General features: G+C 54.6%; 4 protein-coding genes, 2 tRNA genes and 6 rRNA genes (1 of these 12 cut by a window edge). 2 read left to right on the top strand and 10 right to left on the bottom strand.

Features of this window, described 5'->3' with window-relative positions; all coding sequences use genetic code 11:
• Positions 1 to 30 precede the first annotated feature (30 nt).
• A complete protein-coding gene (locus OCX61_RS00670; RefSeq protein WP_261942206.1) occupies positions 31 to 372 on the top strand; it encodes a tryptophan synthase subunit beta in 342 nt (113 codons plus the stop codon).
• A gap of 2 nt (positions 373 to 374) precedes the next feature.
• Here OCX61_RS00670 and lapD read toward each other — a convergent pair whose 3' ends face one another.
• Together lapD and lapG are read right to left on the bottom strand one after the other, a co-directional pair.
• A complete protein-coding gene (lapD, locus tag OCX61_RS00665; protein ID WP_261942205.1) occupies positions 375 to 2,318 on the bottom strand; it encodes a cyclic di-GMP receptor LapD in 1,944 nt (647 codons plus the stop codon).
• A 10-nt stretch (positions 2,319 to 2,328) separates the two neighbouring features.
• Positions 2,329 to 3,021 carry a cysteine protease LapG gene (gene lapG / locus OCX61_RS00660; protein WP_261942204.1) on the bottom strand — a complete coding sequence of 231 codons (693 nt, stop codon included), beginning with the start codon at positions 3,019 to 3,021 and terminating at the stop codon, positions 2,329 to 2,331.
• Positions 3,022 to 3,291: 270 nt separating this feature from the next.
• Between lapG and OCX61_RS00655 the strand changes: the two genes are divergently transcribed.
• Entirely contained in the window at positions 3,292 to 3,981 is a 690-nt protein-coding gene (locus OCX61_RS00655) for a GntR family transcriptional regulator (protein WP_261942203.1), read from the top strand.
• An 87-nt stretch (positions 3,982 to 4,068) separates the two neighbouring features.
• Here OCX61_RS00655 and rrf (OCX61_RS00650) read toward each other — a convergent pair.
• The 8 genes from rrf (OCX61_RS00650) to OCX61_RS00615 form a co-directional block, all read right to left on the bottom strand.
• A 5S ribosomal RNA gene (rrf, locus tag OCX61_RS00650) occupies positions 4,069 to 4,184 on the bottom strand.
• A 110-nt stretch (positions 4,185 to 4,294) separates the two neighbouring features.
• A 5S ribosomal RNA gene (rrf, locus tag OCX61_RS00645) occupies positions 4,295 to 4,410 on the bottom strand.
• A 135-nt stretch (positions 4,411 to 4,545) separates the two neighbouring features.
• Positions 4,546 to 7,437: ribosomal RNA gene (locus tag OCX61_RS00640) — 23S ribosomal RNA — on the bottom strand.
• Positions 7,438 to 7,682: 245 nt separating this feature from the next.
• Positions 7,683 to 7,758: transfer RNA gene (locus OCX61_RS00635), tRNA-Ala, on the bottom strand.
• Between the two features lie 24 nt (positions 7,759 to 7,782).
• Positions 7,783 to 7,859 (bottom strand) — tRNA-Ile (locus OCX61_RS00630).
• 85 nt (positions 7,860 to 7,944) lie between these two features.
• Positions 7,945 to 9,481: ribosomal RNA gene (locus OCX61_RS00625) — 16S ribosomal RNA — on the bottom strand.
• 447 nt (positions 9,482 to 9,928) lie between these two features.
• A 5S ribosomal RNA gene (gene rrf / locus OCX61_RS00620) occupies positions 9,929 to 10,044 on the bottom strand.
• A gap of 135 nt (positions 10,045 to 10,179) precedes the next feature.
• Positions 10,180 to 12,833 (bottom strand): 23S ribosomal RNA (locus tag OCX61_RS00615); it runs 237 nt beyond the window's last position.
• Together the 16S, 23S and 5S rRNA genes with 2 tRNA genes alongside form the textbook arrangement of a ribosomal RNA operon.

The following is a 12,833-nucleotide window of genomic DNA, read 5'->3' as shown; positions in this document are numbered from 1 at the left end:
TGAGGATTCAACGTGACGAGGATGGACGCCATGTTCTATGTGCAACGCGACGACGAGGGGCAGTTGGCGCGGGTAGAAGCCGCGCCCTACGCCGAGTACACGGAAATGCTGCCCGCCGACCATGCGGAGATCCAGGAATGGTTCGCCGACGATGTCGTCGAAAACAGCCTCAAGCAACTCAAGCAGAGCGACCTGGACATGATTCGCGTGCTCGAAGACCTGATCGAGGTGCTGACCACCAAGGGGGTGATCAGCATCACCGACCTGCCTGCCGGAGCCCAAGCCAAGCTGCTCAACCGCTCGACGGCGCGCAAGGCGCTGGGTAGCCTGAACAACCTGATCGAAGATGATGAAGCAGGCGGCTTGATCTGAGGTCAGCGCCAGGGCGCAGGCTCACCAGACAACTGGCCCTGGATCCCTTCGATGCCCATTTCCTGCAGCACCTGCCGCTCGCCTTCGGTTTCGACCCGTTCGGCGATCAAGGGCAGGTCAATGCTGTGCGCTGCTCGCTGGATGGCTTCGATGAACAGGCGCTTGTGTTGCTCCTGGTCGATGTTGCGTATGTAACTGCCATCGATCTTCAGATACGCCAGGCCCAGATGCGCCAGGTTGCCGATCATGCTGAAGCGGCCACCAAAGCGCTGCAAGGCCAGACCAAAACCTAACCCGCGCAGGCGCCGGGTCAACTGTTCCAGCACGGCCTGCTCTGGCAGCTGCTCCTCACCGATCTCGAAGATCAACCGCGCCCCTAGCGACGTGTTCTGGCTCAGCAATTCAAAGACCCGTTGCAAGGCCTTGGGGTCGGCCAGGGTCGCGGCGGAAAGGTTCAAAGCCAGCACCTGGTCGTGAATGCGCAGGTGCGCAAGCACTTTTTCCAGTACCAGCTGGTCCAGCCGCGACATCCAGCCAAAGCGCTCCAGCCAAGGCAGGAAGCGGCCCGCGGGTAGAGCCTCGCCCTGCTCGTCGAGCAGCCGCGAGATCACCTTGTAGTGGAGTACCCGTTGAGTGGCTTGAGCCTGCACCACGGGCTGGAAGAACAGCTCGAAGCGCCCTTTGACGAACGCATCGTCCAGGCGCATATGCCACTCGTGCTGACTGTCGCCAGCAACGCCAGCCGCGCCCTGCTCCAGGCAGACCCAACCCGGTGTCGGCTGATTCTCGGCACGCGCCAGGGCCTCATCGGCCAGTTTGAGTAGCGCCTGCGGCGCATCACCTGGGTTGAAGGGTGCCAGGCCAATGCAGGCGACCGGGGAGATATCACTGGCACCGGTTTCGTGCAGGCTCTGCAGTGCCGCCTCAAGGGCCTGGGCAAGTCGCACAGCGTCTTCATGGACCATACCGGGTGCCAGGACGGCAAACTCACCGCCACGGCTGCGGGAGATCAGGTTGTTGGTTTCCGGAAAAGTGGCGCAGGTGCGTCGCAGCTGCTCCCCCACCGCTTGCAGCAGCTGGTCAGTGCGCTGCCCGCCGAGACGCGCATTGAGCCCTGCCAGCCCCTGCACACGTAGCAACAGCAGGTAACCGGCACGGGCCTCTTCCAGATTGCTGACGCGGGCGTTTAGCTGCATCTCGAAGTAACGTCGGTTCGACAGCCCGGTCAGGCTGTCCTGATAAGACTCAGCTCGCAACCGCTCACTGCGCTCGGCCTGCTCGCTGAACAACGCCTTGAGCTTTGCGACCATTTGGTTCATTGCCTGCACGACCCGGCGCAGTTCTGGCGTGCGCGGCTCCGGGAGGCTGAGAAACTCACGCCGGGCAATGGCCTGTGACTGTTCAACCATCGCATCCAACGGGCGCAATTGCCGACGCAGCAGCAATGCGCCCAGTCCCGCACTGGCAGCACCGCACAACAGCAGCCAGCCCAGGCTGCCCAATGCGCTCTGCCAGAGCTTGCCGATGGCAAACATCGGGTGGCTGATCACCTCGACCCGCGCGGCCTGTTGCCAGCCACGGCTGACGATAGCATCACCGCCAGCTGCTTCCAGGCCGATCAGGTGGATGAACCAGGCAGGTACGCCGCCTGGGTCGGGCTCGGCGTGGCGCTCCACCAGCACGGAGTTGGAGCCCAGGTCGATGACCTTGATGCTGGCATAGTAACCGCTGTCGAAGATCGAGCTGACCATCAGCTCTACCATGGCCGGGTCATCGATATTAGGGGTCAGTGACAACGCCAACGCGGTGGCAGCGTCCTGGGCATGTGAGCGCAACTGGTTGACGTACTGGTTGCGCGAGCTTTCCAGGCTGACCATGAAGCTGCCGCTGAACGCGACCACCAGGAACAGGCAAATGGCCAACAGCAATTGTTTGAACAGTGACATCTGTGCTCCTTCAGTAAACCGGTTCGGCCGGGAACCCTTCGGCCTGCATTTTCTTCAACAAATCCTGCCAGCGGGACAGGCGCTTGGTGTCGCCGACCTTCTTGTTGCCTGCAGCGCCGGTCAGCCACAGGCCTTCACCGTTGAAGGCATATACCGGTAGCAGGTCTGTCCGCTGGCTGGCCGGCTTGATCGCGTCCATCAGGCTGTCGAGGACCAGTGGCTGCGCCTGTGGGCTTGAATAATAGGTCAGGACCATATGCGCGCGGTTTTGACGCAAGGCCTTGACGTAGGTAATGCGCAGCTTTTCGCTGGAGATACCCATGCGGCGCAGGCTGAAGTATTTGGCGATGGCGTAGTCCTCGCAGTCGCCGGCCCCTTTGATCAACGCCTGAATCGGAGTGGCCCAGTAGTCGACCTCGTGCCACAGATCGATATCCTCGACATAGCGCAATTGCTGGTTGAAGAACTGGTTGACCACCTGCAGGCGCTGCAGCTCGCTGCCCTGGCTCTGGGTAGCCATCAGGTCCTGCCAGGCATCGATACGCCCCTTGCCTGCGCCGAGCGGACCGTACAGTGCCTGGGCCTTACGACTGATCTGGGCAAAATCCCAATCCGCGTGCAACGCGCCCAGCAGCAAGCTACCCAGCAGCAGGGCAAGGCCAGCACGTCGCACGGCGGTTTTGAGCAGCCAGGTAATCGCCACTGCGAGGCCCTGTTCAGGTCATTCCAAGTGGCGATGGTGCGGCTTGGAGGCTTAAAAGACAATGGCACCCTGCAATCATGTCACCGGCGGTCGGCCTGCTATCACTTTATTGTTAGGCCTCAAGGCGCACCGCTTCCTTTGCCCGGCAAGTTGATCCACCATATTCGTGGTCTTGCTGCGCCTGCCCCGCTGTGGATGCCGGTTTGACAAGGCCCGTTGCCTATCACTAGCTTTATTGGATCCAACTCTTGTCGTCGAGGCACGCTTCGCTTGGCCGAGAAAATCAAACTCAGTAACGTGCTGGCCAGCGAGCAGCTGCCGGCACACATGGCCCGTGGTGTCATCGAAGAGCGCCTGCGCAGCGCCATTCTCGATGGTCGGCTGCCACCCGGCACCGCCGTGCGCCAACAGGAAATCGCAGACTTGTACGGCGTCAGTCGTATGCCGGTGCGCGAAGCACTGCGCCAGCTGGAGGCGCAATCACTGCTGAAGGTAGAAATGCATAAGGGTGCGGTGGTCGCACCCTTGATTGGCGAGGACGCCGTCGACACCTACGAACTGCGCGTGCTCCTGGAGAGCGAAGCGTTGCGCCAGTCGATCCCGCTGCTCGATGCCAACGACATTGCCAGCGCCCGCGGCTACATCCAGCAACTGGAGAACGAAACCAGCCATGCGGAAATCGGCCGTCTCAATCGGCTGTTCCACATGGCGCTCTATGGCAAGGCAAGCAACCAGAAACTGCTGCGCCTGATCGAGAATGAGCTGAACGAGGAAGAGCGCTTCCTGCGTTTCCATTTGTCGTCCATGGGGCTTGGCAAGCTGACCCAGGATGACCATAACGCCCTGGTCGATGCGGCGGCTGACAAACTGGTCGATGAGGCAGTCAGAGTGCTGGAGCAGCACCTGAACAATGGCGCGCGGGTGATCAGGAACTACCTGGACAAGCAACTCGCCCGCTAGCGCCCAACGAAGGCTACAGCAACTTGCTTGTAGCCCGGAAAAGAAAAAGCCCCTGTCTGCAGCGCAGACAGGGGCTTTTTGTTTGAATCTTGACGATGACCTACTCTCACATGGGGAAACCCCACACTACCATCGGCGATGCATCGTTTCACTGCTGAGTTCGGGATGGGATCAGGTGGTTCCAATGCTCTATGGTCGTCAAGAAATTCTGTGTGCCGGTCCGTCCTGAGGACGTACCCGCAAAATCTCTGTAGTTCCTACTTAAAGACAAAACCCCTACCTGCATGCGCAGATAGGGGTTTTGCGAAATGAATCTTGACGATGACCTACTCTCACATGGGGAAACCCCACACTACCATCGGCGATGCATCGTTTCACTACTGAGTTCGGGATGGGATCAGGTGGTTCCAATGCTCTATGGTCGTCAAGAAATTCTGTTGCCAGAATGTCCTGTTGGACAGCCCAGCGAATCCGGATATGCGATATTTGTGATGTTACTGCGAACTTTCGGTTCGTTTCGTCTTCACCACCGCAATCTGCGTCAGCAAATTGCTTGGGTGTTATATGGTCAAGCCTCACGGGCAATTAGTATTGGTTAGCTCAACGCCTCACAGCGCTTACACACCCAACCTATCAACGTCGTAGTCTTCGACGGCCCTTTAGGGGATTCAAGATCCCAGTGAGATCTCATCTTGAGGCAAGTTTCCCGCTTAGATGCTTTCAGCGGTTATCTCTTCCGAACATAGCTACCCGGCAATGCCACTGGCGTGACAACCGGAACACCAGAGGTTCGTCCACTCCGGTCCTCTCGTACTAGGAGCAGCCCCTCTCAAATCTCAAACGTCCACGGCAGATAGGGACCGAACTGTCTCACGACGTTCTAAACCCAGCTCGCGTACCACTTTAAATGGCGAACAGCCATACCCTTGGGACCGGCTTCAGCCCCAGGATGTGATGAGCCGACATCGAGGTGCCAAACACCGCCGTCGATATGAACTCTTGGGCGGTATCAGCCTGTTATCCCCGGAGTACCTTTTATCCGTTGAGCGATGGCCCTTCCATACAGAACCACCGGATCACTAAGACCTACTTTCGTACCTGCTCGACGTGTTTGTCTCGCAGTCAAGCGCGCTTTTGCCTTTATACTCTACGACCGATTTCCGACCGGTCTGAGCGCACCTTCGTACTCCTCCGTTACTCTTTGGGAGGAGACCGCCCCAGTCAAACTACCCACCATACACTGTCCTCGATCCGGATAACGGACCTGAGTTAGAACCTCAAAGTTGCCAGGGTGGTATTTCAAGGATGGCTCCATGAGAACTGGCGTCCCCACTTCAAAGCCTCCCACCTATCCTACACAAGCAAATTCAAAGTCCAGTGCAAAGCTATAGTAAAGGTTCACGGGGTCTTTCCGTCTAGCCGCGGATACACTGCATCTTCACAGCGATTTCAATTTCACTGAGTCTCGGGTGGAGACAGCGCCGCCATCGTTACGCCATTCGTGCAGGTCGGAACTTACCCGACAAGGAATTTCGCTACCTTAGGACCGTTATAGTTACGGCCGCCGTTTACCGGGGCTTCGATCAAGAGCTTCGCTTGCGCTAACCCCATCAATTAACCTTCCGGCACCGGGCAGGCGTCACACCCTATACGTCCACTTTCGTGTTTGCAGAGTGCTGTGTTTTTAATAAACAGTCGCAGCGGCCTGGTATCTTCGACCGGCATGGGCTTACGGAGCAAGTCCTTCACCCTCGCCGGCGCACCTTCTCCCGAAGTTACGGTGCCATTTTGCCTAGTTCCTTCACCCGAGTTCTCTCAAGCGCCTTGGTATTCTCTACCTAACCACCTGTGTCGGTTTGGGGTACGGTTCCCAGTTATCTGAAGCTTAGGAGCTTTTCTTGGAAGCATGGCATCAACCACTTCGCGCTCTAAAGAGCACTCGTCATCAGCTCTCGGCCTTGAGATCCCGGATTTGCCTAAGATCTCAGCCTACCACCTTAAACTTGGACAACCAACGCCAAGCTGGCCTAGCCTTCTCCGTCCCTCCATCGCAATAACTGGAAGTACAGGAATATTAACCTGTTTTCCATCGACTACGCTTTTCAGCCTCGCCTTAGGGACCGACTAACCCTGCGTCGATTAACGTTGCGCAGGAAACCTTGGTCTTTCGGCGTGCGAGTTTTTCACTCGCATTGTCGTTACTCATGTCAGCATTCGCACTTCTGATACCTCCAGCAAGCTTCTCAACTCACCTTCACAGGCTTACAGAACGCTCCTCTACCGCATCACCCTAAGGTGATACCCGTAGCTTCGGTGCATGGTTTGAGCCCCGTTACATCTTCCGCGCAGGCCGACTCGACTAGTGAGCTATTACGCTTTCTTTAAAGGATGGCTGCTTCTAAGCCAACCTCCTAGCTGTCTAAGCCTTCCCACATCGTTTCCCACTTAACCATGACTTTGGGACCTTAGCTGACGGTCTGGGTTGTTTCCCTTTTCACGACGGACGTTAGCACCCGCCGTGTGTCTCCCATGCTCGGCACTTGTAGGTATTCGGAGTTTGCATCGGTTTGGTAAGTCGGGATGACCCCCTAGCCGAAACAGTGCTCTACCCCCTACAGTGATACATGAGGCGCTACCTAAATAGCTTTCGAGGAGAACCAGCTATCTCCGAGCTTGATTAGCCTTTCACTCCGATCCACAGGTCATCCGCTAACTTTTCAACGGTAGTCGGTTCGGTCCTCCAGTCAGTGTTACCTAACCTTCAACCTGCCCATGGATAGATCGCCCGGTTTCGGGTCTATACCCAGCGACTAAACGCCCTATTAAGACTCGCTTTCGCTACGCCTCCCCTATTCGGTTAAGCTCGCCACTGAATATAAGTCGCTGACCCATTATACAAAAGGTACGCAGTCACCTAACAAGTAGGCTCCCACTGCTTGTACGCATACGGTTTCAGGTTCTATTTCACTCCCCTCTCCGGGGTTCTTTTCGCCTTTCCCTCACGGTACTGGTTCACTATCGGTCAGTCAGTAGTATTTAGCCTTGGAGGATGGTCCCCCCATGTTCAGACAAAGTTTCTCGTGCTCCGTCCTACTCGATTTCATTGATAAGAGATTTTCGTGTACGGGGCTATCACCCACTATGGCCGCACTTTCCAGAGCGTTCCACTAATCTCAAATCAACTTAAGGGCTGGTCCCCGTTCGCTCGCCACTACTAAGGGAATCTCGGTTGATTTCTTTTCCTCAGGGTACTTAGATGTTTCAGTTCCCCTGGTTCGCCTCTTGCACCTATGTATTCAGTACAAGATACTCAGCTTATGCTGAGTGGGTTCCCCCATTCAGAGATCTCTGGATCACAGTCTGTTTGCCGACTCCCCAAAGCTTATCGCAGGCTACCACGTCTTTCATCGCCTCTGACTGCCAAGGCATCCACCGTATGCGCTTCTTCACTTGACCATATAACCCCAAGCAATCTGGTTATACTGTGAAGACGACATTCGCCGAAAATTCGCATGTTGCTCATTGCTGAGCAGAACTCACAAATTTTACCTTAGCCTGATCCACCAGCAGTGAAACTGGTGCTCAGTCTATATCTATCACATATCCGAATTTTTAAAGAACGATCTGACAAAAGTCAGAAATCAACATTCGATCTGAATGTTCATTTCTAAGTTCTGAACAGTGACTGCGTACCGCGAAAGTGGTGGAGCCAAGCGGGATCGAACCGCTGACCTCCTGCGTGCAAGGCAGGCGCTCTCCCAGCTGAGCTATGGCCCCGTATTCTACGGCTGAACCATGTAATGGTAGGTCTGGGCAGATTTGAACTGCCGACCTCACCCTTATCAGGGGTGCGCTCTAACCAACTGAGCTACAGACCTATAACAGGGTCGCGTTACAGCATCGTCTTTTACAATGAATCAAGCAATTCGTGTGGGAGCTCATCAGCAGGCTGATGTCGTCGATTAAGGAGGTGATCCAGCCGCAGGTTCCCCTACGGCTACCTTGTTACGACTTCACCCCAGTCATGAATCACACCGTGGTAACCGTCCTCCCGAAGGTTAGACTAGCTACTTCTGGTGCAACCCACTCCCATGGTGTGACGGGCGGTGTGTACAAGGCCCGGGAACGTATTCACCGCGACATTCTGATTCGCGATTACTAGCGATTCCGACTTCACGCAGTCGAGTTGCAGACTGCGATCCGGACTACGATCGGTTTTGTGAGATTAGCTCCACCTCGCGGCTTGGCAACCCTCTGTACCGACCATTGTAGCACGTGTGTAGCCCAGGCCGTAAGGGCCATGATGACTTGACGTCATCCCCACCTTCCTCCGGTTTGTCACCGGCAGTCTCCTTAGAGTGCCCACCATAACGTGCTGGTAACTAAGGACAAGGGTTGCGCTCGTTACGGGACTTAACCCAACATCTCACGACACGAGCTGACGACAGCCATGCAGCACCTGTGTCAGAGTTCCCGAAGGCACCAATCCATCTCTGGAAAGTTCTCTGCATGTCAAGGCCTGGTAAGGTTCTTCGCGTTGCTTCGAATTAAACCACATGCTCCACCGCTTGTGCGGGCCCCCGTCAATTCATTTGAGTTTTAACCTTGCGGCCGTACTCCCCAGGCGGTCAACTTAATGCGTTAGCTGCGCCACTAAAATCTCAAGGATTCCAACGGCTAGTTGACATCGTTTACGGCGTGGACTACCAGGGTATCTAATCCTGTTTGCTCCCCACGCTTTCGCACCTCAGTGTCAGTATCAGTCCAGGTGGTCGCCTTCGCCACTGGTGTTCCTTCCTATATCTACGCATTTCACCGCTACACAGGAAATTCCACCACCCTCTACCGTACTCTAGCTTGCCAGTTTTGGATGCAGTTCCCAGGTTGAGCCCGGGGCTTTCACATCCAACTTAACAAACCACCTACGCGCGCTTTACGCCCAGTAATTCCGATTAACGCTTGCACCCTCTGTATTACCGCGGCTGCTGGCACAGAGTTAGCCGGTGCTTATTCTGTCGGTAACGTCAAAACAGCAAGGTATTAGCTTACTGCCCTTCCTCCCAACTTAAAGTGCTTTACAATCCGAAGACCTTCTTCACACACGCGGCATGGCTGGATCAGGCTTTCGCCCATTGTCCAATATTCCCCACTGCTGCCTCCCGTAGGAGTCTGGACCGTGTCTCAGTTCCAGTGTGACTGATCATCCTCTCAGACCAGTTACGGATCGTCGCCTTGGTGAGCCATTACCCCACCAACTAGCTAATCCGACCTAGGCTCATCTGATAGCGCAAGGCCCGAAGGTCCCCTGCTTTCTCCCGTAGGACGTATGCGGTATTAGCGTTCCTTTCGAAACGTTGTCCCCCACTACCAGGCAGATTCCTAGGCATTACTCACCCGTCCGCCGCTGAATCAAGGAGCAAGCTCCCGTCATCCGCTCGACTTGCATGTGTTAGGCCTGCCGCCAGCGTTCAATCTGAGCCATGATCAAACTCTTCAGTTCAATACTGCTTGGGTTTTTAAGAAACCCTAAACTTGGCTCAGCAATCTCAAATGACTATGTGATTTCTCGCATGGCCACTTGTGATGCTGATAATCTTTGTGACTATCAGTCCGTACTCACAAGCACCCACACGAATTGCTTGATTCGATTTGTTAAAGAGCGTTTGGTTAAGAGCTTTTCGTCTCAACCGAGGCGCGCATTCTACGCTTTCCTCAGAGCCTGTCAAGCGTTTATTTTGAAGATTTTTTCGAGAAACTCGTTTAACTTCAAACACTTGACTCGCTTCGATCTCTCGTCGCGGGAGGTGAATAATACAGCATTCAAAAACGCTGTCAACCACCTTTTTACCACCGCCGGTGGGCGTTAAGCCTACCAGGAGAAGCGATAGCTTCTACTTAAAGACAAAACCCCTACCTGCATGCGCAGATAGGGGTTTTGCGAAATGAATCTTGACGATGACCTACTCTCACATGGGGAAACCCCACACTACCATCGGCGATGCATCGTTTCACTACTGAGTTCGGGATGGGATCAGGTGGTTCCAATGCTCTATGGTCGTCAAGAAATTCTGTTGCCAGAATGTCCTGTTGGACAGCCCAGCGAATTCGGATATGCGATATTTGTGATGTTGCTGCGAACTTTCGGTTCGTTTCGTCTTCACCACCGCAATCTGCGTCAGCAAATTGCTTGGGTGTTATATGGTCAAGCCTCACGGGCAATTAGTATTGGTTAGCTCAACGCCTCACAGCGCTTACACACCCAACCTATCAACGTCGTAGTCTTCGACGGCCCTTTAGGGGATTCAAGATCCCAGTGAGATCTCATCTTGAGGCAAGTTTCCCGCTTAGATGCTTTCAGCGGTTATCTCTTCCGAACATAGCTACCCGGCAATGCCACTGGCGTGACAACCGGAACACCAGAGGTTCGTCCACTCCGGTCCTCTCGTACTAGGAGCAGCCCCTCTCAAATCTCAAACGTCCACGGCAGATAGGGACCGAACTGTCTCACGACGTTCTAAACCCAGCTCGCGTACCACTTTAAATGGCGAACAGCCATACCCTTGGGACCGGCTTCAGCCCCAGGATGTGATGAGCCGACATCGAGGTGCCAAACACCGCCGTCGATATGAACTCTTGGGCGGTATCAGCCTGTTATCCCCGGAGTACCTTTTATCCGTTGAGCGATGGCCCTTCCATACAGAACCACCGGATCACTAAGACCTACTTTCGTACCTGCTCGACGTGTTTGTCTCGCAGTCAAGCGCGCTTTTGCCTTTATACTCTGCGACCGATTTCCGACCGGTCTGAGCGCACCTTCGTACTCCTCCGTTACTCTTTGGGAGGAGACCGCCCCAGTCAAACTACCCACCATACACTGTCCTCGATCCGGATAACGGACCTGAGTTAGAACCTCAAAGTTGCCAGGGTGGTATTTCAAGGATGGCTCCATGAGAACTGGCGTCCCCACTTCAAAGCCTCCCACCTATCCTACACAAGCAAATTCAAAGTCCAGTGCAAAGCTATAGTAAAGGTTCACGGGGTCTTTCCGTCTAGCCGCGGATACACTGCATCTTCACAGCGATTTCAATTTCACTGAGTCTCGGGTGGAGACAGCGCCGCCATCGTTACGCCATTCGTGCAGGTCGGAACTTACCCGACAAGGAATTTCGCTACCTTAGGACCGTTATAGTTACGGCCGCCGTTTACCGGGGCTTCGATCAAGAGCTTCGCTTGCGCTAACCCCATCAATTAACCTTCCGGCACCGGGCAGGCGTCACACCCTATACGTCCACTTTCGTGTTTGCAGAGTGCTGTGTTTTTAATAAACAGTCGCAGCGGCCTGGTATCTTCGACCGGCATGGGCTTACGGAGCAAGTCCTTCACCCTCGCCGGCGCACCTTCTCCCGAAGTTACGGTGCCATTTTGCCTAGTTCCTTCACCCGAGTTCTCTCAAGCGCCTTGGTATTCTCTACCTAACCACCTGTGTCGGTTTGGGGTACGGTTCCCAGTTATCTGAAGCTTAGGAGCTTTTCTTGGAAGCATGGCATCAACCACTTCGCGCTCTAATGAGCACTCGTCATCAGCTCTCGGCCTTGAAATCCCGGATTTGCCTAAGATTTCAGCCTACCACCTTAAACTTGGACAACCAACGCCAAGCTGGCCTAGCCTTCTCCGTCCCTCCATCGCAATAACTGGAAGTACAGGAATATTAACCTGTTTTCCATCGACTACGCTTTTCAGCCTCGCCTTAGGGACCGACTAACCCTGCGTCGATTAACGTTGCGCAGGAAACCTTGGTCTTTCGGCGTGCGAGTTTTTCACTCGCATTGTCGTTACTCATGTCAGCATTCGCACTTCTGATACCTCCAGCAAGCTTCTCAACTCACCTTCACAGGCTTACAGAACGCTCCTCTACCGCATCACCAAAGGTGATACCCGTAGCTTCGGTGCATGGTTTGAGCCCCGTTACATCTTCCGCGCAGGCCGACTCGACTAGTGAGCTATTACGCTTTCTTTAAAGGATGGCTGCTTCTAAGCCAACCTCCTAGCTGTCTAAGCCTTCCCACATCGTTTCCCACTTAACCATGACTTTGGGACCTTAGCTGACGGTCTGGGTTGTTTCCCTTTTCACGACGGACGTTAGCACCCGCCGTGTGTCTCCCATGCTCGGCACTTGTAGGTATTCGGAGTTTGCATCGGTTTGGTAAGTCGGGATGACCCCCTAGCCGAAACAGTGCTCTACCCCCTACAGTGATACATGAGGCGCTACCTAAATAGCTTTCGAGGAGAACCAGCTATCTCCGAGCTTGATTAGCCTTTCACTCCGATCCACAGGTCATCCGCTAACTTTTCAACGGTAGTCGGTTCGGTCCTCCAGTCAGTGTTACCTAACCTTCAACCTGCCCATGGATAGATCGCCCGGTTTCGGGTCTATACCCAGCGACTAAACGCCCTATTAAGACTCGCTTTCGCTACGCCTCCCCTATTCGGTTAAGCTCGCCACTGAATATAAGTCGCTGACCCATTATACAAAAGGTACGCAGTCACCTAACAAGTAGGCTCCCACTGCTTGTACGCATACGGTTTCAGGTTCTATTTCACTCCCCTCTCCGGGGTTCTTTTCGCCTTTCCCTCACGGTACTGGTTCACTATCGGTCAGTCAGTAGTATTTAGCCTTGGAGGATGGTCCCCCCATGTTCAGACAAAGTTTCTCGTGCTCCGTCCTACTCGATTTCATTGATAAGAGATTTTCGTGTACGGGGCTATCACCCACTATGGCCGCACTTTCCAGAGCGTTCCACTAATCTCAAATCAACTTAAGGGCTGGTCCCCGTTCGCTCGCCACTACTAAG

The sequence above is a fragment of the Pseudomonas sp. LRP2-20 genome (assembly GCF_024349685.1).
Taxonomy (GTDB): domain Bacteria; phylum Pseudomonadota; class Gammaproteobacteria; order Pseudomonadales; family Pseudomonadaceae; genus Aquipseudomonas.
The sequence above is the reverse complement of the archived record's forward strand: the minus strand, read 5'-3'. Positions and strand labels throughout refer to the sequence as shown.